At 70.9% G+C, this 24,659-nt stretch carries 21 protein-coding genes and 1 riboswitch; of the genes, 7 read left to right on the forward strand and 14 right to left on the reverse strand.

The genetic code is table 11. The features are described 5' to 3' along the window. Positions 1 to 31: 31 nt before the first annotated feature. Positions 32 to 826, forward strand: coding sequence for an alpha/beta hydrolase (locus Q1A98_RS16325; RefSeq protein ID WP_299575449.1), 795 nt, complete (start codon positions 32 to 34; stop codon positions 824 to 826). 23 nt (positions 827 to 849) lie between these two features. Next, positions 850 to 2,148 carry a D-alanyl-D-alanine carboxypeptidase family protein gene (locus tag Q1A98_RS16330; protein WP_299575451.1) on the forward strand — a complete coding sequence of 433 codons (1,299 nt, stop codon included), beginning with the start codon at positions 850 to 852 and terminating at the stop codon, positions 2,146 to 2,148. A 16-nt stretch (positions 2,149 to 2,164) separates the two neighbouring features. Here Q1A98_RS16330 and yhjD read toward each other — a convergent pair whose 3' ends face one another. From yhjD to Q1A98_RS16355, 5 genes are all read right to left on the reverse strand, one after another. Continuing rightward, positions 2,165 to 3,211 (reverse strand): inner membrane protein YhjD, encoded by a 1,047-nt coding sequence (yhjD, locus tag Q1A98_RS16335; RefSeq protein ID WP_299575453.1) that lies wholly within the window; start codon positions 3,209 to 3,211, stop codon positions 2,165 to 2,167. Positions 3,212 to 3,234: 23 nt separating this feature from the next. Further along, complete coding sequence (gene trpS, locus Q1A98_RS16340; RefSeq protein ID WP_299575455.1) at positions 3,235 to 4,248, reverse strand: tryptophan--tRNA ligase; 1,014 nt, start codon at positions 4,246 to 4,248, stop codon at positions 3,235 to 3,237. A 23-nt stretch (positions 4,249 to 4,271) separates the two neighbouring features. Then, the gene (locus tag Q1A98_RS16345; protein WP_299575457.1) at positions 4,272 to 5,099 is read right to left on the reverse strand and encodes an exodeoxyribonuclease III; all 828 of its coding nucleotides are present in this window, start codon (positions 5,097 to 5,099) and stop codon (positions 4,272 to 4,274) included. Between the two features lie 11 nt (positions 5,100 to 5,110). Next, complete coding sequence (locus Q1A98_RS16350; protein ID WP_299575969.1) at positions 5,111 to 6,289, reverse strand: MFS transporter; 1,179 nt, start codon at positions 6,287 to 6,289, stop codon at positions 5,111 to 5,113. 162 nt (positions 6,290 to 6,451) lie between these two features. Beyond that, a complete protein-coding gene (locus Q1A98_RS16355) occupies positions 6,452 to 7,675 on the reverse strand; it encodes an NADP-dependent isocitrate dehydrogenase (protein ID WP_299575459.1) in 1,224 nt (407 codons plus the stop codon). A gap of 199 nt (positions 7,676 to 7,874) precedes the next feature. Further along, a riboswitch (SAM riboswitch) is annotated at positions 7,875 to 7,997 on the forward strand. 58 nt (positions 7,998 to 8,055) lie between these two features. On the opposite strand from Q1A98_RS16355, the gene Q1A98_RS16360 reads away from it, so the two are divergent. Together Q1A98_RS16360 and Q1A98_RS16365 are read left to right on the forward strand one after the other, a co-directional pair. After that, complete coding sequence (locus tag Q1A98_RS16360) at positions 8,056 to 9,393, forward strand: bifunctional o-acetylhomoserine/o-acetylserine sulfhydrylase (RefSeq protein ID WP_299575461.1); 1,338 nt, start codon at positions 8,056 to 8,058, stop codon at positions 9,391 to 9,393. A gap of 1 nt (position 9,394) precedes the next feature. Next, the gene (locus Q1A98_RS16365) at positions 9,395 to 10,531 is read left to right on the forward strand and encodes a homoserine O-acetyltransferase (RefSeq protein ID WP_299575463.1); all 1,137 of its coding nucleotides are present in this window, start codon (positions 9,395 to 9,397) and stop codon (positions 10,529 to 10,531) included. 42 nt (positions 10,532 to 10,573) lie between these two features. On the opposite strand, the gene Q1A98_RS16370 is transcribed toward Q1A98_RS16365, so the two are convergent. The 4 genes from Q1A98_RS16370 to Q1A98_RS16385 form a co-directional block, all read right to left on the reverse strand. Continuing rightward, positions 10,574 to 12,037, reverse strand: coding sequence for a hypothetical protein (locus Q1A98_RS16370; RefSeq protein WP_299575465.1), 1,464 nt, complete (start codon positions 12,035 to 12,037; stop codon positions 10,574 to 10,576). Positions 12,038 to 12,135: 98 nt separating this feature from the next. Continuing rightward, positions 12,136 to 12,465, reverse strand: a complete 330-nt coding sequence (locus Q1A98_RS16375; protein ID WP_299575970.1) for a DUF3017 domain-containing protein — start codon at positions 12,463 to 12,465, stop codon at positions 12,136 to 12,138. A gap of 23 nt (positions 12,466 to 12,488) precedes the next feature. Further along, positions 12,489 to 13,361: a bifunctional methylenetetrahydrofolate dehydrogenase/methenyltetrahydrofolate cyclohydrolase gene (locus tag Q1A98_RS16380; protein ID WP_299575466.1), complete on the reverse strand. Its 873-nt coding sequence runs from the start codon at positions 13,359 to 13,361 to the stop codon at positions 12,489 to 12,491. 38 nt (positions 13,362 to 13,399) lie between these two features. Next, on the reverse strand, positions 13,400 to 14,284 hold the full coding sequence (locus tag Q1A98_RS16385) for a rhomboid-like protein (protein ID WP_299575468.1): 885 nt from the start codon (positions 14,282 to 14,284) through the stop codon (positions 13,400 to 13,402). A 77-nt stretch (positions 14,285 to 14,361) separates the two neighbouring features. Between Q1A98_RS16385 and Q1A98_RS16390 the strand changes: the two genes are divergently transcribed. Then, complete coding sequence (locus Q1A98_RS16390; protein WP_299575470.1) at positions 14,362 to 14,826, forward strand: tRNA (cytidine(34)-2'-O)-methyltransferase; 465 nt, start codon at positions 14,362 to 14,364, stop codon at positions 14,824 to 14,826. Positions 14,827 to 14,947: 121 nt separating this feature from the next. Here Q1A98_RS16390 and Q1A98_RS16395 read toward each other — a convergent pair whose 3' ends face one another. The 4 genes from Q1A98_RS16395 to Q1A98_RS16410 form a co-directional block, all read right to left on the reverse strand. Next, the gene (locus Q1A98_RS16395; RefSeq protein WP_299575472.1) at positions 14,948 to 16,261 is read right to left on the reverse strand and encodes a reverse transcriptase family protein; all 1,314 of its coding nucleotides are present in this window, start codon (positions 16,259 to 16,261) and stop codon (positions 14,948 to 14,950) included. 193 nt (positions 16,262 to 16,454) lie between these two features. After that, positions 16,455 to 19,754 carry an error-prone DNA polymerase gene (locus tag Q1A98_RS16400; protein WP_299575474.1) on the reverse strand — a complete coding sequence of 1,100 codons (3,300 nt, stop codon included), beginning with the start codon at positions 19,752 to 19,754 and terminating at the stop codon, positions 16,455 to 16,457. Positions 19,755 to 19,811: 57 nt separating this feature from the next. Then, positions 19,812 to 20,240: a PPOX class F420-dependent oxidoreductase gene (locus tag Q1A98_RS16405; protein ID WP_299575475.1), complete on the reverse strand. Its 429-nt coding sequence runs from the start codon at positions 20,238 to 20,240 to the stop codon at positions 19,812 to 19,814. A gap of 37 nt (positions 20,241 to 20,277) precedes the next feature. Beyond that, positions 20,278 to 20,634, reverse strand: a complete 357-nt coding sequence (locus Q1A98_RS16410) for a VOC family protein (protein ID WP_299575477.1) — start codon at positions 20,632 to 20,634, stop codon at positions 20,278 to 20,280. 83 nt (positions 20,635 to 20,717) lie between these two features. Here Q1A98_RS16410 and Q1A98_RS16415 point away from each other — a divergent pair, with 83 nt between their 5' ends. Then, positions 20,718 to 21,773, forward strand: a complete 1,056-nt coding sequence (locus tag Q1A98_RS16415; protein ID WP_299575479.1) for an alanine racemase — start codon at positions 20,718 to 20,720, stop codon at positions 21,771 to 21,773. Next, the gene (locus Q1A98_RS16420; RefSeq protein ID WP_299575481.1) at positions 21,770 to 23,053 is read left to right on the forward strand and encodes a serpin family protein; all 1,284 of its coding nucleotides are present in this window, start codon (positions 21,770 to 21,772) and stop codon (positions 23,051 to 23,053) included. Before Q1A98_RS16415 ends, Q1A98_RS16420 begins: the two co-directional genes overlap by 4 nt. Before the next feature lie 31 nt (positions 23,054 to 23,084). Here the strand turns inward: Q1A98_RS16420 and Q1A98_RS16425 are convergent, their stop codons facing one another. After that, on the reverse strand, positions 23,085 to 24,659 hold the full coding sequence (locus Q1A98_RS16425; RefSeq protein WP_299575483.1) for a DNA polymerase Y family protein: 1,575 nt from the start codon (positions 24,657 to 24,659) through the stop codon (positions 23,085 to 23,087).

Below are 24,659 nucleotides of genomic sequence, written 5' to 3' on the forward strand. Positions count from 1 at the left end.
CGGGTCGTTCGCATGGGTGATGATCGTGGCCGTGACCGATCTCGAGATCGCCCGACCGGGCGCCGTCCTCGCCTGTGACCGCCCCGCAGCCGGCCTGCCCGTCACCGTCGTCGCGCACGGCATGTCGTCGAGCCGGGAGGCGATGGACGGCGACGGCGTGTTCGATTGGAGCCCCGCCGGTTCGGGCTCGCGCAGCCTGGTCCGCTACGACGCCCGCGGGCACGGTCGGTCGACGGGAGGCAGCGACCCCGTCGACTACACCTGGCCGCGGCTCGCCGACGACCTCCTCGCCGTGCTCGACGCGGTGTCTCCCGACGCCCCCGTGGACGTGATCGGCATGTCGATGGGCACCGCGAGCGCCCTGTACGCGACGCTGCGTGCCCCGCACCGCATCCGCCGTCTCGTCCTGGCCATCCCGCCGACCGCGTGGGAGACCCGGGCACCGCACGTCGCGGGATATCGCGACGGCGCCGACATCGTGGACGCGTCCGGGGTCGACGCGTTTCTCGCGGCGGCTGCCGAGCAACCCCAGCCGCCCATCCTCGAGCCGTTGCAGCAGCGGCCCTACACCGCCGATGTCCGCGAGGAGTGCTTCGCCGCGCTGCTGCGCGGCGCTGCGGACTCCGACCTGCCCGACCCGGGCGACCTCGCCCGCATCACCCATCCGACGCTGCTGCTGCCGTGGGACACCGACCCGGGCCACCCCGTCAGCACCGCCGAACGGCTTGCGGAGACACTGCCGACCGCCATCCTGCAGGTCGCCCGGACACCGGACGAGGTGCGCGGATGGGGGCTCGACGCGGCGCGGTTCCTCACCCGGGCCTGATGCGCCCGGTAGGTTCGGCGCTCATGCGAGGTGTGTCCCGGTCGGTGCGGGTGACGATCGCGGCGGGCCTGATCGCCGGGTCGAGCCTGCTGCCTGTGGCGGTGGCCGGTACCGCGGCCGCCGAGCCCGTCGCCCCGGTCGCCGCACCGTCGACGCCGGACACCGCGGCGTGCCCCTACCGTGTGTCCCCGGCCCCCGCCGTCGACACCTCCGAGGTCCCGCCGTCCGGACAGCAGGCACCGTCTGCACTCCCCGTCCCGCAGCCGCCGGTGGGCGGCGAGAAGCTCGCCGCGTGCGGTGTGGTGACGCCGTCCTCCGCCGCTCCGGTCCCGCGTGGTCTGACCTCCGCGGGATGGCTGGTCGCCGACGCGACGGACGGCACCGTCGTCGCGGCGAAGGACCCGCATGGCCGCTACCGCCCGGCGTCGACGATCAAGACGCTGCTGGCGCTCGTCGCCCTGCGCGACCTCGACCTGAACACGGTGGTGACGGGCACCCGCGAGGACTACGGCATGGAGGGCGACTCCGCCGGCATCGGCCCGGGCGGGCAGTACACCGTCCGGCAGTTGCTGCAGGGCCTGCTGATGGTGTCGGGCAACGACTGCGCCAACGCGCTCGCCCGGCAGCTCGGGGGGTACGAAGCCGCGGTCGGGAAGATGAACGACCTCGCCCACTCACTCGGCGCCGAGGACACCCGGGCGGCGTCCCCGTCGGGGCTCGACGCACCCGGGATGAGCACGTCGCCGTACGACCTCGCACTCATCTTCCGTGCGGGACTCCAGAACTCGACGTTCCGCGACCTCATCTCGCATGTGGACGCCCCGTTCCCCGGATACCCGCCGCTACCCGACGTGCCCGGCGACAAGCCGCACGTCGGCTACCAGATGCAGAGCCAGAACCGCCTCCTCGTGGACGGGTTTCCCGGTGTGATCGGCGGCAAGACCGGCTACACCGACGACGCCCGCAAGACCTACGTCGGCGCCGTCGAGCGGGACGGTCGCACCCTGGTGGTCGTGCAGATGTATGGCCTGAACGAGGCCGGCGACCTGTACTGGGATCAGGCGAAGTCGTTGTTCGACTGGGGTTTCGCGACCCCCCGGACGGAATCGGTCGGCACCCTCGTCGACGGGCCCGCGACGGCGAGCGGGGCGACCAGCACGGCGAGACGCTCGAACTCCGGCCCCGCGCTCGCCCAGAACGTGTCCGACGAGGGCCCGTCGAACAGCGGGGTGAGCTATCGGCTCGTCGTCGGCGGGATCGGCGCGCTCGTGGTGCTCGGTCTCGTGGTCGCCGCGGTGAGGATCAACCGCCGCACGCGGTGATCCGGCGTCGAGTGCCCTAGCGGCGTCGTCCGCTGCGACTCAGGCGTCGCCAGCCGGCCACGACCGCAGCGCCGGCGGCGACCGCGGTCACGACCCGCACGGGCCCCGCGCCGGGGGTGACGGCGACGCGCGGCTCGATGACGACGGGATCCGGCACGGCGGCCGTCGCGAAGACCTGGTTCTGCGGGTCGGTCGCCGCCCAGGCCGTCGCGAACAACACGATCCGCGTGGTGAAGAAGGCGAACACCATGATGCCGATGATCGGCCCGAACGTGGCGCCCGCCGGTCCCGAGAGCACGGACTTCAGATAGAAGGTCGCGATGCCCTTGAAGATCTCGAACACCACCGCGGTGAGCAGCCCCGCCTTCAGCGCGTTGCGGTAGGGCAGCGGGATCCGCGGCAGGCGGGCGATGGCCCAGGTGAACAGAAGGGTCGACGCGGCGAGCGACACCACGATCGACACGACACGCACGACGATGAACACACCGGGGACATCACCCAGACCGATGTGGTCGAGCAGCCACTTGGTCAGACCGCTGCCCGCCACCGCCGACAGCCCGAAGGAGACGGCCAGGGCCAGGAAGAGGCCGAAGAGCGCACCGAGATCGCCGATCTTGGTCCGGACGAACGACTGGGACGGCGGTTCCGGTCCCCACTGGACGGTCAACGCGTTGCGCAGGTTGGCCATCCAGCCCAGACCCGAGTAGACGGCGAGCAGCAGGCCGATGATGCCGATCGACGTGCGGGACGCGATGGCCTGGTCGATGAGGTCGTTGAGCTGGTTGCCCATGTCCCCCGAGACCGAGTCGGTGATCTGCTGCTTGGCCTGGTCGAGCAGATCGGGGCTGTAGACGAACACGAACCCGGCGATCGCGAACGCCACCATGAGAAGGGGGAACAGCGCCAGCACGCTGAAGTAGGTCGCGCCCGCGGCGAAGAAGTCGCCCTTCGAGCTCTGGTAGCGCGATCCGGCCGCGACGAGGTGGTCCAGCCAGGCGTGCCGGGCGCGGAGTTCGTCGAGGCGGGAGGGTTTGTCGTCCTGCGGTGTGGTCGTGTCCGCCATCCTGACCCGTCTCCTCCTCGCCGCTAGGGGCGAGTCGCACCCAGCAATCCCACCCTGTCATAGACGCGGGCGAGCGTCCGCGACGCGACCTCGCGGGCCCGTTCGGCGCCCTGCGCCAGGATCCCGTCGAGCTGCGCGGGATCCGCCATGAGCTCGTCGACGCGACTGCGCAGCGGTGCGACGAAGTCGGTGAGGACCTGCGCGGTCTCGACCTTCAGGTCTCCGTACCCCTTGCCCTCGAAGTGCGCCTCGAGGTCGGCGACAGGCGTGCCGGACAGCGCCGAGTGGATCGTGAGGAGATTGCTCACCCCCGGCTTCTCCGCGGGGTCGTACACGACCTCGCGGCCTGCGTCGGTGACCGCCGACCGCACCTTCTTCGCCGAGCGCTTCGGGTCGTCGAGGAGGTTGATGAGCCCGGCGTCGGACTCGGCGGACTTGCTCATCTTCGCGGTCGGGTTCTGCAGGTCATAGATCTTCGCCGTCTCGGCGACGATGTGCGCCTCGGGAACGACGAACGTCTCACCGAACCGGGAGTTGAAGCGCTGTGCCAGGTTTCGCGTCAGCTCGAGGTGTTGACGCTGATCTTCCCCGACGGGCACACGGTTCACGTCGAAGGCGAGGATGTCGGCGGCCATGAGGATCGGGTAGGTGAACAACCCGACCCCGGCCGCGTCGGCACCGCCCTTCGCCGACTTGTCCTTGAACTGCGTCATCCGGCCGGCCTCGCCGAATCCGGTGATGCAGGACAGGACCCACGTCAGCTGGGAGATCTCCGGAACGTGGGACTGCACGTAGAGCGTCGCCGACGACGGGTCGACGCCGACGGCGATCATCTGCGCGACCGTCCGGCGGGTCCGTTCTGCCAGTGTCGCGGGGTCGAACGTCGCGGTGAGGGCGTGCAGGTCGGGGATGAAGTAGAAGGCGTCGTCGTACTCGTCCTGCAGTGCGACCCACTGCTTCAACGCACCCAGGTAGTTCCCGAGGTGGACCGAGTCGCTGGTCGGCTGGATGCCGGAGAGCACGCGCTGGGTGGTCATGGAACGAATTGTCTCAGAACGGCTCAATCGAATTCGACGGTGACCGGCGCGTGGTCGGACCAGCGACGGTCGTAGGCGTCGGGTCGCTCGACACGTGCATCGCGCACCCGTTGCGCCATCACGGCATTGGCTAGGTGATAGTCGATCCGCCATCCGGCGTCGGTGTCGAACGCCTTGCCCCGCCACGACCACCACGAGTACGGGCCGTCGACGTCGCCGACGACCTCACGCAGGACATCGTTCCAGCGTCCTGCGAGGACCTCGTCGACCCAGGCCCGTTCCTCGGGCAGGAAACCCGGGCTCTTCTGGTTGCCCTTCCAGTTCTTGATGTCCCGGTTGTCGTGCGCGATGTTCCAGTCCCCCGCGACCACGACGCCACGACGCTTGCGACCCAGACCCGACAGGTGTTCGGCGAAGGCGTCGAGGAAGCGGAACTTCTCGTCGCGTTTCTCGCCGTCGGCGGCGCCCTTCGGCAGGTACAGCGACCCGAGTGTCAGTGCGGGGTCGTCCCCGGACGCGGCGACGTCGACCTCGAGATACCGCCCCGTGTCGTCGAACTCGTCGTTGCCGAACCCGACGCGGACGGCATCGACGTCGACCGTCGACAACACACCGACGCCCGCGTGGCCCTTCTTCACCGACTCGCACATGGAGAGCTGCCACCCGGCGTCGAGTGCCGGCGCGAGTGCCTCCTGCGCCTGGTCGAGCGACGCACGGATCTCCTGGATCAGCACGAACCGCCGTCCGACCGGCTCACCGAGCCACGGCAGGATCCCCGGGTTGTCGGGATTGCGCTCCTTGACCGCCGCGCGGATCCCGTTGACGTTGGCCGTGGTGACGATGGTGGACACGGGCAGCGAGTCTAGGCAGAGGCGCCGACACGACCGCGGCGGGTCGCGGCCACGGCGACGGCGAGCACCACGAGACCGGCGACGGCGAGGCCCGCACCCAGCACCGACGGCGCCCGGTAGCCCAGGCCTGCGCCGATCACGACGCCACCGAGCCACGCGCCGGCCGCGTTGGCGACGTTGAGTGCGGAGTGGTTGAGCGCTGCGGCCAGTGTCTGTGCGTCCTCGGCGGTGTCCATCAGGCGGGTCTGCAGTGCGGGCACCAGCGCAGACCCGGTGACACCGACGGCGAACACGAGAGGCACGGCCACCCACACGATCCCGGCGAACGTCGCGAAGGCCAGCAGCACCGCGGCGATGGCGGTGAGACCGACGGCGAGCGTCATCGTCACCGACCGGTCGGCCAGTGCACCGCCGACCACGTTGCCGACGACCATGCCGAGGCCGAACAGCATCAGCGCGATCGGCACCAGTGCGCCGGGAAGACCGGAGACGTCGGTGAGGGTGGTGTGGATGTAGGTGTAGAAGGCGAACATGCCGCCGAAACCGACGATGCCGATGAGGACGGTGAACAGCACCTGGGGACGGCGCAGCGCACCCAGTTCGGTGAGCGGATTGGTGATCGTCATCGACCCCAGCGTCGGCAGGTACCGCAGCAGCGCGACCAGTGTCGCCAGTCCGATGACGACGACGAGCGCGAACGCCGATCGCCAACCGAAGTGTTCACCGAGCCAGGTGGCGACGGGGACGCCGACGACGTTGGCGACCGAGAGCCCCAACATCACCTGTCCGACGGCCTTCGCGCGACTGCCGGGACCGGCGAGGTGGGACGCGACCAGCGCTGCCACACCGAAATACGCGCCGTGCGGGAGCCCGGAGACGAAGCGCGCGATCATCAGCGTCGTCTGGTCGGGCGCGACCACGCTCGCCAGGTTGCCGACGGTGAACGCGATCATCAGGCCGATCAACAGACGACGGCGTGACACCCGCGCGGTGAGTGCGGCGATCACCGGGGCACCGACCACGACACCGAGCGCATAGGCCGAGATGACGTGTCCTGCCGAGGGTTCCGACACCCCGAGAGACGACGCGATGTCGGGCAGGAGCCCCATCGCGACGAACTCGGTGGTGCCGATGCCGAACCCGCCGAGAGCCAATGCCAGGATCGCCCAGCGCCGCACCGACCGCGACACCGGCGCACCGAGCGGCGCCGCATCGGTGGTCGCGGTGTCGGTGCGGTCGGTGAGGTTCTGGTCGGTGACGGTCACGAGGGAATCGAACCGCAGCCGCGGCCGCGAGCATCCCTCACGCAGCGGTGAGACTGTTCACACCGCGGGACGGGGGCTGCGCGCGCGTCAGTTCTCGCGGCGCGCGGCGGCGAGGTTCTCGTCGATCGCGCCGAGGAACTCCTCGGTGGTCAGGTACGACTGGTCGCCGCCGACGAGCAGCGCGAGGTCCTTCGTCATCTTGCCGCTCTCGACGGTGTTGATGACGACGTCCTCGAGCTGATGAGCGAACTCGATGACCTCGGGGGTGTTGTCGAGCTTGCCGCGGTGGTCGAGTCCCCGGGTCCAGGCGAAGATCGACGCGATCGGGTTGGTCGAGGTCGGCTTGCCCTGCTGGTGCTGGCGGAAGTGACGCGTCACGGTGCCGTGGGCGGCCTCGGCCTCGCAGATGCCGCCGTCCGGGGTCAGCAGGACGGAGGTCATCAGGCCCAGCGAGCCGTAACCCTGCGCGACGGTGTCGGACTGGACGTCACCGTCGTAGTTCTTGCACGCCCAGACGTAGCCGCCCTCCCACTTCAGGGAGGAGGCGACCATGTCGTCGATGAGGCGGTGCTCGTAGTGGATCCCGGCGGCGTCGAACTCCGACTTGAACTCCTTCTCGAAGACGTCGGCGAAGATGTCCTTGAACGCGCCGTCGTACGCCTTGAGGATCGTGTTCTTGGTGGACAGGTACACCGGGTAGTTGCGCTGCAGGCCGTAGTTGAAGGAGGCGCGCGCGAAGTCCTCGATGGACTTGTTGAAGTTGTACATCCCCATCACGACGCCACCCTCCTTGTCCATCTGCACGATCTCGTGCTCGATGGGCTCGGAGCCGTCCTCGGGTGTGTAGGTGATGGTGACGGTGCCCGCGCCGGGGACCTTGAAGTCGGTCGCGCGGTACTGGTCACCGAAGGCGTGACGTCCGACGACGACGGGCTTGGTCCATCCGGGGACCAGACGCGGGACGTTCGAGATGATGATGGGCGCGCGGAAGATGGTGCCGCCGAGGATGTTGCGGATGGTGCCGTTGGGCGAGCGCCACATCTTCTTCAGACCGAACTCCTCGACGCGGGCCTCGTCGGGGGTGATGGTGGCGCACTTGACGCCGACGCCGTGCTTCTGGATCGCGTGCGCCGCGTCGACCGTGACCTGGTCGTCGGTCTCGTCGCGGTACTCGATGCCGAGGTCGTAATAGTCGAGGTTCACGTCGAGGTAGGGGTGGATCAGCTTCTCTTTGATGAACTGCCAGATGATCCGGGTCATCTCGTCGCCGTCCAGTTCGACGACCGTGCCCTCTACCTTGATCTTGCCCATGTGACTGAACGTCCTCCTCGGCGTGGTGGCCGGCCCCCGGCGGGGCACCTCGTGAGTGCTGATGTGGAGCCACGTCCACCGTAGTCCGCCGCCCTCTCGCCGTCCGCACCGAGTGCTCGGTCGGGACCGTCGGGGTTCCGATCAGCGCGAACGAGAAGGCTGACCGAATCGGATTCGCGATGCTATATCCTTGGCGCCAGGTCATGAGTGTCAGCGACAAGCCCCGGCTCGGCTGACCGGCAACCCTCCAACCGCGGTGGGGTGCTCCGGGTGAAAGACCAGGTTGTGGGACCGCGTGCGGTCCCCACGGCAAGCGCGGGTCCGATGGTCGGACCCCCCGGGCGGCGATGCCCGGTGCGACCACAAGGAAGCCCTCACCGATGAGCGATCTCCCCTACGACGGCACCCTCGAGCCCGAAGACCCCACCGCCTCGTGGAGCTTCGAGACCAAGCAGATCCACGCCGGCCAGACGGCGGACGCCGCCACCTCCGCGCGGGCGCTGCCGATCTACCAGACCACCTCGTACACCTTCCGCGACACCCAGCACGCCGCGGACCTGTTCGGACTCGCCGAGCCGGGCAACATCTACACGCGCATCATGAACCCGACCCAGGACGCGGTCGAGCAGCGCATCGCCGCTCTCGAGGGGGGTGTCGCCGCCCTGCTCGTCTCGTCGGGTCAGGCGGCCGAGACCTACGCGATCCTGAACATCGTCGAGACCGGCGGCCACGTCGTCTCGAGCCCGCGGCTCTACGGCGGCACGTACAACCTCTTCCACTACACACTGCCGAAGCTCGGCATCGAGGTGTCGTTCGTCGAGAACCCCGACGACATCGAGTCGTGGCGGGCGGCGGTGCGGCCGAACACCCGCGCGTTCTACGGCGAGACGATCGCCAACCCGAACAACGAGATCCTCGACATCCCCGCGGTGTCGGCGCTGGCGCACGAGAACGGTGTGCCGCTCATCGTCGACAACACCGTGGCGACGCCGTACCTGATCCAGCCGTTCACGCACGGCGCCGACATCGTCGTGCACTCGGCGACCAAGTACATCGGTGGACACGGCACCGCTGTCGGCGGTGTCATCGTCGACGGCGGCACGTTCGACTGGCGCGTGCAGCGCGACGGCCAGGATCTGTTCCCCGGCTTCACCACCCCGGACCCCAGCTACCACGGCGCGGTGTTCGCCGACCTCGGGGCGCCGGCGTTCGCGCTGAAGGCCCGCGTGCAGTGGTTGCGCGACACCGGTTCCGCGATCGCACCGTTCAACGCCTTCCTCATCTCGCAGGGCCTGGAGACGCTGAGCCTGCGCATCGAGCGGCACGTCGAGAACGCCCGCAAGGTCGCCGAGTTCCTCGAGAAGCATGACCAGGTGGAGTCGGTCGCGTACGCCGGTCTGCCGTCGTCGCCGTGGTACGAGCGCGGCCAGAAGCTGGCCCCGCGCGGCCAGGGCGCCATCGTCGCCTTCGAGATCGTCGGTGGCGTCGACGCCGGCAAACGCTTCGTCGACGCCCTCACCCTGCACAGTCACGTCGCCAACATCGGCGACGTCCGGTCGCTGGTGATCCACCCGGCGTCCACGACCCATTCGCAGTTGATCGCCGAGGAGCAGCTCGCCGCCGGCGTGACCCCCGGTCTCGTCCGCCTGGCGGTCGGACTGGAGGGTGTCGACGACATCGTCGCCGACCTCGAGCAGGGATTCCGAGCGGCACGCTGAGGTGACGATCGACCCGCGGACACGCCCCGAGACCGACTGGGAGACACTCCCGGACGGTGAACTGACGCGCGTGTCCGTCGGGTCGGTCGCGCTCGACAACGGCGAGGTCATCGACGACGTGACCATCGCGTTCCAGCGTTGGGGGCGGTTGTCCCCCGCACGCGACAACGTCGTCGTCACGCTGCACGCCCTCACCGGCGATTCCCATGTCATCGGGCCGCCGGGGCCCGGACATCCGCTGCCCGGGTGGTGGGACGGGTTGATCGGGCCCGGCTGCGCCGTCGACACCGACGAGTGGTGCGTCATCTCGGCCAACGTCCTCGGCGGGTGCGGTGGCTCCACCGGTCCGTCGTCGCCCGGGCCCGACGGGATGCCGTGGGGGTCCCGTTTCCCGCACATCACCGTGCTCGACCAGGTCCGTGCCGAGGTCGCCCTGATGGACGTGCTCGGGATCGACTCCGTCGCATCGGTTCTCGGCGGATCGATGGGCGGGGCCCGATCGCTGGAGTGGATGATCGGCTTCCCCGACCGCGTCCGCAGCGCGCTGGTGCTCGCCGTCGGACCCCGCGCCACGGCGGACCAGATCGGTACGCAGACCACCCAGATCGCCGCGATCACCGCCGACCCGGCCTGGCAGGGTGGCGATTACCACGGGACCGGGCAGGCTCCGACGGCCGGTTTGGGCGTCGCGCGGCGTGTCGCGCACATGTACTACCGCTCGGAGATCGAGCTGGACAACCGGTTCCAGAACAACGTCCAGGGCGACGAGAACCCGTTGGCCGGCGGTCGGTACGCGGTGCAGAGCTACCTCGAGCACCAGGCCGACAAGCTCGCCGCCCGGTTCGACCCTGGCAGCTACGTCGTGCTCAGCGAGGTGCTCAACAACCACGACGTGGGTCGCAATCGGGGCGGCACTCGCGCAGCCCTCGAGTCCTGCCACGTCCCCTGCATCGTCGGGGGCATCTCCTCGGATCGTCTGTACCCGTTGCGGACCCAGGCCGAGCTCGCCGAGCAACTCCCCGGCTGCGTGGGAGGACTGCACGTGGTGCAGTCCGACAGCGGCCACGACGGCTTCCTCACCGAGTTCGACGCCGTCGCGGATCTCCTCAAGCGCACCATGGAACTCGCCCGCGCCTGAGACCGCCGGCCCGCGGGGACATCTCACCCGCGACGTTCTCGATCAGCGCGCGGCCGGTGCGCCGGTGGTGGGTTGCGGCTGTGCCGAGAAACCCTGCACGCCCACGCCGTCGGGGTCGACGGACTCGGGAGCTGTGGTCGGGCCCGGGATCGGCGTGAACGGGTAGGGCGTGAGCGGTGCGGACTCCACCGACGACTCCAGCGGCGCGGACGTCGACGGCGGGGTGATCGTGGAGGTGGGGACGTTCGTCCCCTCGCTGGTCGGCAACACGGTGGTGGCCCAGGGACGCGGCGTGCGCTGCGATCCACCGCTGTAGTCGTCCGGGGTCGAGGTGGTGGTGACGACGCCCGCCTCGCCCTCGTCGGTGACAGTGGTGGTGGTCCGGTCGGTCGTCGTTCGTCCGGTGGTCTGCGCCGCGGCGGGGCGCGTGGTGGTCGACGAGGTCGCCGCGGTCGTCGTGGCGACGACCGTCGAGGAGGCCGGTGTGTCACCGTCACCGGTGACCGACGCTCCCTGGACGTGCACCCCGACCACGACGGCGGTGAGCATCGCGGCGACCAGGACGGCGCCGATCACCGCGACGGGCACGACCGACAGCAGATCGCGGTGTCGACGACCACCGATGAACTCCAGTGCCGTCGGCGCGCCCTGTCCGGGACGGGCGGCCAGTGCGGCGCCGACCGCACCGACGAGCTCCGGGGCGTCGGGAACCGAGGGCTCTTCCCCCAGCGCACGGGCGAACGCCGCCCGCACCGACGCCATCGTCGCCAGACCGCCGACGAGGACGACCGGCGAGTCGATCAGCGCGGGGTCACCCGCACGGATGCCGGTGACGATGTCGGTGACATCGGCGACCCCGCCCGCGACGAGCTCCTCGACCATCGCCGCTGTGACGGTGAAGCGCTGGCCGGCGACGGTGACGATGGCCGTATCTGCCTCCGCCAGTTCCTCTTTCGCTGTCCGACAGGCGCTGCGCAATTCGGCACGACGCCGCCTGCCGAGATCGGTCATCGTCGCGGACGCCCGCTCGGCGAGTGCGGTGTCGATCGCCGCACCGGACAGCCCGGTGGTGCGCTCGGGTGTGGTCGCGGTGCCGTCGCGGGTGTCGATGACGAACACCGAGGTCCCGCTGTCGCCGGCGTCGACCACGATGACGCGCGGGTGCGCGGCGACCGCACCCGACTGCGCGAGCGCGCGCCCGACTGCCTCGGGATCGTCGATGACGTGGACCTGCCGACGTGTCCCGGCACCGCCGGTCGGGATCTCGCCGCCGCGCGCCGCCACGCCGATCGCGCCGACCGAGAGGTCTGCGGCCGCGGCGCGGTCGAGCATGAGGGCGATGCCGGAGTTGAGACGGCCGGCGCGGTCGAGACGGTCGGTGGGATCGATGTCGATGACGCGGGAATCGACCCGGATGCGGTCGTGATCGTCCACCGTGACGAGCGCGCAGTGGACCATGCCGCTGCCGGCCGACAGGCCGAGGGTCGTCGTGGTGGGGTGCGTCATCGTCTTCCGGTGTCGGGGCCGGGCGCGGGGTCCTCACGCGCCGATCTGGTCGTCGAACCCGTCAAGGATAGTGGGTCGACGCCGGTCGGGGCGACCTACTATTGATCGATACCGGTGCCCAGCGCGTCGATCGAGGCGGCCATCCAGATGATGATCCCGCCGGCGACCGCGGTCGCGACGACGTCCGCGAACCGGCCTCTCACCTGCAGCAATCCGACGCGCGAGCTCGGTAGTACCGCGCGGAGGACCGAGGCGAGCAGCGAGGCCGCGCCGAAGACGAAGGCGCCACGACGCCACCGGTCGACGATGACGAACACGAACGCCAGGACGATCAGGGCCGCGACGAGGACGAAGGGGATCTGGACGAGGACCCAGCGGACGCGCCGCGCCCGGTGGACCGAGGCGGCGGTGCGTCCCCCGGCCGGGATGGCCTGCGGGGTCCGCGACCGTGTCACACCGGCGCCCCGACGGTCGACGCGAGGTCGGCCTCGGCCTGCTCGACCACGTTGGCCAGCAGGAACGCCCGGGTGAGCGGCCCGACGCCACCCGGGTTGGGCGACACGTGACCGGCGACGTCCCAGACGTCGGGGTGCACGTCGCCGACGAGACCCGACTCGGTGCGGCTCACACCCACGTCGACGACAGCCGCGCCGGGCGCCACCATGTCCGCGGTGATCAGGTGCGGGGAGCCTGCGGCGGCGACCACGATGTCGGCGCGCGACACCTCTCCGGCCAGATCGCGGGTGCCCGTGTGGCACAGCGTGACCGTGGCGTTCTCGCTGCGGCGGGTGAGCAGCAGTCCGATCGTGCGGCCGATGGTGACACCACGCCCGACCACGACGACGCGGGCGCCGTCCAGGGGGATGTCGTAACGGCGCAGCAGGTGGATGACCCCGCGCGGGGTGCACGGCAGCGGCGCGGGCGCGCCCAACACCAGGCGTCCCAGGTTGACCGGGTGCAGTCCGTCGGCGTCCTTGCGCGGGTCGATGCGCTCGAGTGCCGCGGTCGCGTCGACGTCCTTCGGCAGCGGAAGCTGGACGATGTAGCCCGTGCAGGCGGGATCGGCGTTGAGCTCGTCGATGGCGGCGTCGATGTCGGCGGCGGTCGCATCCGCCGGGAGGTCACGGCGGATCGACGCGATGCCGACCTTGGCGCAGTCGGAGTGCTTGCCGCGGACGTACGCCTGCGAGCCGGGGTCGTCGCCGACGAGGATCGTGCCGAGACCAGGCGTCCGACCGGCGGCGGTGAGCGCCTCGACCCGGCCGCGGAGGTCGGTGAAGAGCTCGTCGCGCGTGGCCTTGCCGTCCAGTGCTGTCGCCGTCACGCCGTCCATTGTCGCCGATCGCGCGCCGGCCGCCGGGATCAGGCCCGCCGCACTCGGCTCACCCGGGATGCCGATGCCGCCAATGTCGTCACGCGGACGCGCACGGCCGCGACCGGGCGCAGGTGGGGCAGGGCCGCGACCAGCGGGTCGGCGGCGAGATCCGACTCGGCGACCCGTTCGACGATGTGCGGCGACACCGGCGGCAGGGGTGCGTCGACCCGTTCGACGATGTGCGGCGACACCGGCGGGAGTTCCACGCGGACGCTGGGCTCGCGCATCCCGAGCCGGACGAGCGGGTACGAGCCCAACCCGATCAGCACGGCGCACAGGTGCCCGATGTCGGTGAACGTCGGGTGACCACCGCTGAACAGCGGCCACACGACCGGGGTGAGGGCCAGCGCGACGAGTCCGACCAGGTAGGGCGCGCGCCACCGCCGGGCGAGCCGGTACACGAGGATGCCCGCGACGCCGGCGAGTCCGTAGCTGACGCCGATGTCGATGACGTTGATGGACGACTGCGGGGCGCGGCCGGTGTCGATGGCCCACAGCAGGACGCTCTGGCTGATGTAGGTGGCGCCGACGTGGGCGACGACCACCACGAGCAGCCACCGGGCCGTGCCGAGCCACCGTTCGACCGTGGCGTGGATGGTGGCGTAGGCGATCGCGTAGAGGAACCAGCCGTCGCCGTCGATCCAGAGGGCGCTGCGGACGAGGCTGGGGACCGGGTCGTGCATGAGGTGGCGGAGGTTCGTCGACCGGCTGCGCAGGATGTCGGTGAGGTCGTGCGCGCCGACGCGGTGCGCCACGATCGTGGTCACGAAGAGGATCGCGAGCCAGATGAAGGTCCCGGGGGCCGACCGCACGTACCGACCGACCGCGCCGCCGAGACGGCGGACGGTGTCGCGGGTGAATGCTGAGGCCATCGGATCTCTCTCGTGTGCTCGACAGGAGGCGGTGTCCGCTGGTCGTCGGCCATCCCCATCCGGCACAGTGAGCGTCCGTGTTCCGCATTTTGTTCCACGAGCCGTGCATACCGCCCAATACCGGCAACGCCATCCGCCTGGCCGCCAACACGGGCTCGGAGCTGCACCTCGTCGAGCCGCTCGGGTTCGACCTCGACGAGGCAAAGGTCCGCCGTGCGGGCCTCGATTACCACGACATGGCCTCGGTCACGGTCCACCGCGATCTGGACGCGGCGTGGACGGCGCTGCAGCCCGAGCGGGTGTTCGCGTTCACCGCGCACGCCACCGACAACTTCGCGGCCGTGGACTACCGCCCTGGCGACGTGCTGCTGTTCGGCCCGGAGCCGACGGGACTGTCACAGGAGGTCCTCGCCGACCCGCACGTGACCGCCCGCCTGCGCATCCCGATGCTCGCCGGACGACGGTCGCTCAACCTCGCCAACGCCGCGAGCATCGTCGTCTACGAGGCCTGGCGACAGAACGGCTTCGACGGCGCGGTGTGACGGTTCGCGTCGCCCGCGAGGTGATGGGTTCGCCCGCGATCTGGGCTCTGCGCCACCCGGTGGCGGGTTCGCCCGGAACATCCGGCGGGCGAACCCCGGTTGGGAAGGCGAAACGCATGGATCAGGTCGATTCGGGTCCCCAGTCGACCTCGGACGCCATCGCGCGGAGCCGGGCCCGTCGCACCGGACTCGTGGCGCCGACCCACGCGATTCGGCCGTAGACGTGGGCACGGAACTCTGGCAGTCCGTCGCGGTTCTGGGCGGCGGCCCCGGTACGCGCGGCGTTGTGGAGAAGGGCGCGGAGCGCGTCGTACTCGGAACGTGCGACGCGAGGGCGATCGTTGACCACCAGACCGGCCAGGGCTTGCCGTTGGTGGGCGTGCATCACCCGCGTCTTGTCCGGGTGGACGCGGAACCCCTCGGCGTCGACGATCTGTCCGACGGTCCAGAGCACGCGCTCACCGTCGATGCGCTCGCCGGAGAACGCGAGATCGTCGCCGTACCGCGTGTAGCGCAGAGCGTTGTGTCGTGCGTATCCGTCGAGGCGACGATCGAGCCGTCGCAGGACCAGGTTCGCGAGATGCGGCGAGGTCGGCGCGCCCTGCGGGAGATGCCGGGACCTCAGCAGTCCCGCGTGGACGGGGTCGAGGCCGTGGAGCTCCGACGGTGGGGTCGCGGTCGTGCACAGGTCGGCGAGGATGCGGGCGATGGACGGCCGGTACCCGGTGCCGGTGAAGACGCCGCGGACCCGCGCCACACCGATCGACTCGAAGCAGTGGCGGAGGTCGACGCGGAGCACCACGGGCCGATCGGCATGGGGCGCGGCGAAATCGGCGGTCGACGATCCGCGCACGAACCCGTGGGCGGCCGGATGCGGTGGGATCCGCTCGATCAGCCGACGCAGCAACCGGCGTTGGGTCTCGCGCATCCGCGGCTTGGGTGCCTCGATGACGCGATGCCCGTCACGCTTCTCCCGACGGTGGATCCGGTAGTGGCGCAGCGGTTGTCGCGCGATGCGCAGCCAGCCTCCGTCGTCGGCGAACCACTCCAGTTCCGGGACGGTGACGTTCAGCCAGTGGGCGAGCTGCTCCACGTCGTAGATGTCGGGGAGGTCATCGGGCACCAAACCTGTCGACGTCGGTCCCTGCAGTTCGGGTGTGCCCCCCATCAGTGACGTGAGGTCGGGGTCGGGGGTCATGTGCGGGCCGAGCGCGCGCCGGACGACCTCTCGTGCATCGGCTGGATCGACGCCGAGGACGAACAGCGCATCCTCCGGTGTGAACAGACGCTCACCCACCGCGGTTGCTGTCTCGACGTCCACACCCGCGGCCAGCAGTGCCCTCTGCACCTCGGGCCACGTCCATGCGGTGAACGCCGCCGCGAACCGTGCGGCCACCGCGTCGGCCTCGTCTGCGGAGAAGTGACGAGGGGTCATGGCAGGTGACGGACGGTGGGCGAGGTGACCGGGAACTTCTCATCGCGGCGCCGCGAGGCACGCGCAGCGTGCTGTACGGCGTCGGACGCAGGGACCAACTGTGGCGTGCACCCAGGGGTTGCCCCTGGGACGGGTTCTGCGAACCCACTCTCTCCTCGACCGCCGTCCATCGCGACCGATGGTGCCACGGTCGCTACCGCCAGTCGCGCGATCGTGTCCCGACGCGGAGGTCCATGCGTTCGAGGTGTTCGGCGACGACGGTGACCGCCCCCTCGGCGTTCTGGACGGTGCCGCGGATGATCAGCGCCGACGCGCTCGAGGCGAGGCGGCGGTAGCGCTTCCACAGCCCGACCGAGCAGACGACGTTCACCATGCCGGTCTCGTCCTCGAGGTTGATGAACGTGACGCCGGAGGCGGTCGCCGGCCGCTGTCGGTGGGTGACCGCTCCCCCGACCACCACACGCGACCCGTCCGGCACCGACAACAACCCGTCCGCGGGCACGACGCCCATCGCGTCGAGCCGGGGTCGGAGGAACTGAGTGGGATACGAGTTCGGCGTGACGCCGGTCGCCCAGGCGTCTGCGGCGGCCAGTTCGACGTCGCCGAGTCCGGGCAACACCGGCGCCTGCGACGCCGCCACCAGCTCCAGCTGGTCGTCGCGTTCGAGCGCCGCGGCCCCGGCGTCCCACAACGCCTGTCGCCGACTGCCGCCGAAGCAGTCGAACGCGCCCGCGGTGGCCAACGCCTCGAGTTGCCGCTCGGTGAGTCGGGTGCGTCGGGCGAGGTCGGCCGGGCTGCGATACGGGCCGCCGGCCTCCCGCCGGTCGACGATGAGCTGCGCGACGTCGTCACCGATGTGCCGCACCGAGCCCAGCGCCATCCGCACCTCGAGGCCCTCGTTCTCCAGGTTCGCGTACGCCAGCGAGATGTTGATGTCGGGACCGTGCACCCGCACCCCGTGCCGGCGGGCATCGGCCACCAGCGACTGCGGCGAGTAGAAACCCATCGGCTGCGCCCGTAACAGCGCGGCGCAGAACGCCGCTGGGTGGTGCAGCTTGAACCAGGACGAGTAGTAGACCAGCGCGGCGAAACTCTGCGAATGGCTCTCCGGGAAGCCGAAGTTGGCGAACGCGGCCATCTTCTCGAAGACGCGGTCGGCGACGTCTCCGGTGATGCCGTGCGTGATGCGCATCCCGTCGTAGAACCGCTGCTTGAGACGTTCCATCTTCTCCGGCGACCGCTTGCTGCCCATCGCGCGACGCAGCTGGTCGGCCTCGGCGGCGTCGAACCCGGCGACGTCGACCGCGAGCTGCATCAGCTGTTCCTGGAACAGCGGCACACCCAGGGTGCGTTCGAGCGCACCGCGCATCGACGGGTGCTCGAACAGGACCGGCTCGAGTCCGTTGCGCCGCCGGACATACGGGTGCACCGACCCACCCTGGATCGGTCCGGGGCGGATCAGCGCGACCTCGACGACGAGGTCGTAGAACTCCCGCGGCTTCAGCCGGGGCAGCGTCGCCATCTGTGCGCGCGACTCCACCTGGAACACCCCGACCGAGTCGGCGGCGCAGAGCATCTCGTACACCGCCGACTCACCGAGGTCGATGCGGGCGAGGTCGACGTGGAGGTCCTTGTGCTCGGCGACGAGGTCGATCGCATAGTGCAGCGCCGACAGCATGCCGAGCCCGAGGAGGTCGAACTTGACCAGTCCGATCGCGGCGCAGTCGTCCTTGTCCCACTGCAGCACACTGCGTCCCGGCATCCGGGCCCACTCGGTGGGGCAGACGTCGGCGATGGGGCGGTCGCAGATCACCATGCCGCCGGAGTGGATCCCCATGTGCCGCGGAAGGTCCTCGATCTGCTCGGCGAGCTCGATCACCTCGGCGGGGATGTCGTGTTCGGGGTTGCGCTTCTCGTCGACGGTGCGCCCGAACCGGCTGACCTGGGAGCTCCACGCGTCCTGCTGTCCCAACGAATACCCCAGCGCACGGGCCATGTCCCGCACCGACGACCGCCCGCGGTAGGTGATGACGTTGGCCACCTGGGCGCTGTACTCGCGTCCGTACCGGGAGTAGACGTGCTGGATGGCCTCCTCGCGGCGGTCGGACTCGATGTCGACGTCGATGTCGGGTGGACCGTCGCGCTCCGGTGACAGGAACCGTTCGAAGAGCAGGGCGTTGCGCACCGGGTCGACGTTGGTGATGCCCAGGGCGTAACAGACCGCGGAGTTCGCGGCACTCCCCCGGCCCTGACACAGGATGGAACTGCGCTTGCAGAAGTCGACGATGTCATGGACGACGAGGAAGTAGCCGGGGAAGTTGAGGGTGGCGATGACGGCGAGTTCGTGCTCGATCTGGCTGTACGCCTTCGGGTGTGACGTCGGGGTGCCGTAGCGGTCGAGCGCACCGCGCATCGTCAACTCCCGCAGCCAGGTGTTCTCGGTGTGGCCGTCGGGCACGTCGAACGGGGGCAGTTCCGGGGCGATGAGCCGCAGCTCGAAGGCGCAGTCGCGGCCGAGCTTCGCCGCGGTGTCGATGGCCTCGGGGTGGGCCGAGAGCAGTCGCGCCATCTCGTCACCGCTGCGCAGGTGCGCCCCACCGAGCGGGCCGAGCCACCCGGCGATCTCGTCGAGGGTGGACCGGGCGCGCACCGCGGCCATCGCCATCGCGAGGCGTCGACGGTCGGGCGCCGCGAAATGGGCGCCGGTGGTGGCGACCGTCGCGACCCGGTGCGCGGCGGCGACGTCGGCGAGGACCGCGTTGCGCTCGTCGTCGGTCGGCATCGACTGCGCCGTGAGTTCGACGACGACGTTGTCGCGGCCGAACCGGTCGAGCAGCGACCGCAGTTCGCGCACGGCGCCGGATCGACCCTCGGCGTCGAGGGCGGCGCGCACGGCACCCTTGCGACATCCGGTGAGGATCAGCAGGTTGCCGTCCGCCGCGTCGGCGAGAGCGTCGACGTCGTGGCGGACCAATCCCTTCTCCCCCGCCGCCATCTGCGCGACGGCGATCCGTCGGGACAGCGTGCGGTACCCCTCCTGCCCGCGGGCGAGCACCAGCAGGTGATGCCCCTGCGGGTCGGGGACGCCGGTGCGGGCGACGTCGTGCTCGAGCGACAGTTCCGCACCGAACACCGTCGGCAGACCCCACTCGCGGGCCGCCTCGGCGAACCGGACGACGCCGTAGAGGCCGTCGTGGTCGGTGACGGCAAGCGCCTCGAGTCCCAGCCGGTGCGCCTCGGTGACCATGTCCTCCGGCGAACTGGCACCGTCGAGGAAGCTGTAGGAGGTGTGGGCGTGCAGCTCGGCGTAGGGAACAGTGCTGCGGACCGGCTCGACGTCGGAGGCCTGGTAGGGCTCGCGTTTGCGCGACCAGGCGGGGCTGTCACCACCGTCGCCGAGGTACCCCTCCCCGGGACGGCCGCCGGCGGGAGCACGGCCCGAGAGGACCCGCTCCATCTCCGCCCAGGTCGGCGGACCCTCGTTCCAGCCCACCTCCCGACGATACCGCGTGGTCGAACATGTTTTCGAACAACGGTCATCGCACAGGGATCAGCCCAGTGCGGCCCCGTAGACGTGCTCGACGGTCATCGTCATGAGCACGCGCCGGTCGTCGACCATGACCTGGCGGTACTCCTCCCAGTCGGGGTGCTCGCCGCCGCTGCCGAGCCGGTAGTACTCGACGAGGGCGTCGACCTCGGGGCCGTGTGGATCGGTTCCCGGGCCGTCGAGGGTGACCGGCCCCTGCGCCGTCGCCCACGACCGGCCGTCGGCGGACGTGAACTCGATGGCCGCCCGCGGATCACGCCGCAGGTTCGCTGTCTTGGCCCGCCCCTCGGTCATCGAGACGCGGATGCTGTCGGTCCCGCGGTCGTACACCGCGGTGACCGGCGACAGCTGCGGCAGACCGTCGGACCGGATGGTGGCCAGGACACCGAGACTGGACGCCGCGATCAGGTCCCGGGGGTCGAAGTCGCTCATGTGGTGCTCAACCCCCGGCCCCGCCTGACGATTCCGGTCAGTCGGCGTGGCTGACGACGTTGACCACCGTCCCGTCCGGTGCGCGGACGAAGAACCGGCGGACGCCCCACTCCTCGGTGGTGAGCGGATGGACGATCTCCAGCCCGCGACGCTGCGCGTCGGCGTAGGCCTCCTCCACGCCGTCGCCGACGTGGACCGAGATGTGCGAGTCCTCGGGCGCGCTCGCGTCGCGCGTCACCAGCTGGAGCTGGGCCCGACCGTCGGGGGTGGCGACTCGCGCGACCCACCCCTGATCCATGGTGATGTCGCTCAGCCCGAGGAAGTCGGTGTAGAACTCCCGCGCTCCCGGGGAGTCCGGTACGGCGATGTTCGTGACGATCCCGGTGGGTCGCATGGCATGTCCTCTCGACGAGCAGCGGTGTCCACACGACTCGTCGTCGTGGGCCGCGGCAATCCGTCGGTCTAGGGTTGCGCTCGATGGACACCCCCTACGTCGCGGTCGACCTCGCCGTGCTGCGAGCCAACATCGCCGCGATGACGGACGCCACCGGCGCCGCGGGGTTGTCGCTCCGCCCGCACGCGAAGACGCACAAGTGCGCGCAGATCGCCGGGATGCAGCGGGACGCGGGTGCCGTCGGCCTGACCGTCGCGACGATCGGTGAGGCGGAGGCGTTCGCCGCCGCCGGATTCGACGACCTGTTCATCGCGTACCCGCTGTACCTGAGCGGAACCAAGGCCCGCCGACTCGCCGACGTCGCCGCGTCCGCCGCCGTGCGGGTGGCCGTCGACTCGGTCGAGGGTGCGGGCGCGATGGCGTCGGCACTCGGCGCCGACCGTGACCGTGTCGAGGTGCTCGTCGAGATCGACAGCGGCCACCACCGCACCGGTGGCGAGCCGACGAGGGCCGGTGAGGTCGCGCAGGCCGCCCGCGACCACGGCCTGCGGGTGGTCGGGGTGTTCACCTTCCCCGGCCACGGGTACTCCCCCGACGCACGTATGGCGGCGGCCCATCAGGAACGCGACGCGATCGCTGCCGCGGCCGATGCGCTCGCCGCGCGGGACATCGAGCCGAGAGTCCGCAGCGGCGGATCCACCCCGACCGTGGAGGCCGCCACCGGTGACGTCCTCACCGAGGTGCGGCCGGGCGTCTACCCGTTCAACGACGCCCAGCAGTTCCACCTCGGTCGGATCGGCGTCGACGACATCGCGCTGAGCGCGACGGCGACGGTGGTCCGCCGGGCCGGGGACCGGTTCGTCCTCGACGCCGGCAGCAAGGTCTTGGGGACCGAGAGGCCGGCCTACGTCGACGGTTTCGCGCTCCTCCCCGACCATCCCGGCGCCCGCGTCGTCGCCCTCTCCGAACACCATGCGACGGTCGAGACGACCGGGGACGTCCCCGATCTCGGCGCGCAGGTCCGTGTGGTGCCGAACCACGTGTGCATCACCGTCAACCTCGTCGACGAGCTGGTGGTCACCGAGGGCGGGCGTGCGGTCGATCGGTGGCCGGTCATCGGCCGAGGGGCCAACGCGTGAGGCGCATCCTGCGGTCGTTGACATTCCTCGTGGTGGTCGGTGTGTCCGGATGCGCTGTGGCGCAACCGCCTCCGGACACCGCGCAGCTCAGTCGGGCGCCGAGCGTCACGTTCACCCAACGCGGCATCGACTCGGTGCGGGACGCGAGCGTCGTCGTGGTCGACGGCACCCGTCGCCTCGGCGTGGCACTCGCCCGCTCCGGCGGCTCGGCCGGACGGTCCCCCAACGTGCTCGTCGCACCGTTCAGCGCGATGACCGCCCTACAGACGGTGCGGGCCGGGGCGTCGGGCCGCGCGGCCGACGAGATCGACGCCGCCGTCGGCCCCTACCGTCCGGCCGCGGTCGCCGCACTGCTCGGCCAGTTGGCGGTCGTCGCGGGCGATCCCGGGACCGTCGACACCGGCAACCCGCCGCCGGTCCCGCTGTACCACCAGGGAACCGGTGTGTTCCTGCGCTCCGGGAACCCGCCGCGCCGTCCGTATCTCGACGAGTTGAGCCGCTACCTCGACACGGGCGTCTACCCGTTGGCGTTCGGGACCGAGCAGGCCGACCGCGCGCTCGACGAGTGGGCCACGGTGAACACCGGCAGCCAGCAGACACGGCCCCCGATCACGACCGACCGCTCCACCGCGCTCGCCGTGGCCGCCACCGCGTTCCTGGCGGCGTCGTGGACACAGCCGTTCCTGCCGAACGACACCGAGGACGGCACCTTCACGACCGACTCGGGACGCGCCGTGCAGACACCGATCATGCGGGGGTCCACGACGGCGCGCCTCGCCCGTGGTGACGGATGGTCGGCGCTGGAACTTCCCTTCGAGGGCGCCGACCTCGCCCTGCAGATCGTGCTCCCCGACCGTCCCGGTGACGTGACCACCGTGCTCGACGACGGCGTCCTCGCCGACGTCGCCACCGCGCTGCGCCGGGCGCCGAGCGGATCCGACGTCGCGGTGAGCCTGCCGCGGTGGACGACCTCGATGTCGACGAACATGCGACCGGCGCTCGCCGATCTCGGTGTGCGGTCGGTCTTCTCGGGGGGACTCGACGCGATCGCACGAGACGCGGATGTCAGCTCCATCGGGGTGTCGGGTGCACTGACCGTCGCCGAACGCGGGACCGCCGGGTTCGCCGACACGTCGACCACCGGTCCGTCGACCGCCCCGACCACGTCCGCCGCGGGCCCGGGGTTCACCGCCGATCGCCCGTTCGCCTACCAGGTGGTCGACACGTCGACGTCGTTGCCGTTGCTCGTCGGGGTCCTGCGCGACCCCACGGTGTCCTGAGCCCGCCCCGTCTCCCACCCGTGGTGACCTCTCACTCGTAGACGCCCTCGACCGTCCACCGCTGTCGGCTGTACCGCAGCAGCAGCGCCCGGGAGTCCTCGAGGAGCACCTGCGCGCGGGCGTGGGTGCCCACCTGTTCCTCCGCTGCGCCCCACCACCGTTCGTCGGCCGGCCACGGCCCGGCCCACCACCGCAGGACCCACCGTCGGGAACCCCAGGTCACGCTGGCCGGTTCAGCACTGAAGCCACCCCGGGAGGTCACCTGCACCGGCTCCTCCTCGTCGTCGAGGACGGTGACGGGGGTGTCGAGCACGACGGCCGGCGCCGGGTCGGGGATGCGACCGGGCCAGGGCGCGGACGGGTCGGCGGCGGGGACGAGTTCGTCGCCGAGGGGCACCAGCGTGACCCGTTCGGCCACACCGCGTCCCCCGCTGGCCACCGGCACCCGTACCGCGTCACCGCCGAGCAGACCCTGCACCCGCACCAGCGCGCGCCGCGCCCGCTCGGCCACCTCCCCGTCGCCACCGGGGATGCCCGCCCCGCGGAAACCGAACTGCAGCGCCCCCGAGTCGACGAGTTCCACCGGTTCCAGGCGCAGGGTCGCGATCGGTGAGTCCGGTCGTTCCCCGGCCCGCCCGGTGAGCCACCCGTCGAGCTGCCAGCGGATCCGGTCGGCGGTGGCCTCCGGGGTCAGCGGTTCGGCGCAGCGCCACGTCCGCGACGACTGCTGGCCACCGGTCGTGGTGGCGTGCACGGTCAGTCGGGTGCAGGCCACCGCCGCGGACATCAGCGCACGGTGCAGCTCGTCCGCGAGACGACGTCCGACGAACGCCGCCGCGTCCACACGGTCGATCGGGGGGTCGCACCGGTGCTCGATGACGACGTCGGTGGACTGCATACGCCCCGACGGGCGACGGCCGGGTTCGGCCCGGGCGGCCCGGTGTGCGATCACGGCGTCGGTGCCGAACCGGTTGGCGACGTCGGTCGGCGACAGTTGCGCGAACGCGCCGACGCTGCGGATCCCCAAGCGCCACAACAGGTCGACGAGTTGCTCGCGGTCGTCGGTGACGAGGCTCGGCTCGGCGTTCAGCTCACCGACGGGCAGGGCGGCGAGGAACTCCGCGTCACCGCCGGGCGGCACGATTCGACCGTGCCGGGCCGCGGCCGCGCAGGTGAACAGCTCGTCGGCGATGCCCGTCTGCGACTCGACACCGTGCGCGGCGATCACGTCGATGAGCTTCTCCGCGGCCACCTCCTCCCCGCCGAAGTACCGGGCCGCACCGTCGGCCGGCAACACCATGAGCCCCGGTCGCAGCACCTCGACGGTGGGGATCACCTCGGCCACCGACGCCACGAGCGGCTCGAAGAAGCGGGCGTCGCGGCCGGGGTCGGCGACGACCACGTGCAGGTCGGGGCAGCGCGCCTGCGACTCCCGCTTCTTCATGCCGCGTCGGACACCGACGGCGCGGGCCGTCGCCGAACAGGTGACCACGCGGTTGGCCGAGATCACCGCGACCGGACGGTCCGGGGAGAGATCGGCGTCGGCCGCGGCGGCCGCGGCGGGCCAGTCGGGGCACCAGACACCGAGGGTGCGTCGAGCCGTCAT

Origin of the sequence: uncultured Williamsia sp. (assembly GCF_947494875.1) — a bacterium.
Lineage (GTDB): Bacteria > Actinomycetota > Actinomycetes > Mycobacteriales > Mycobacteriaceae > Williamsia_A.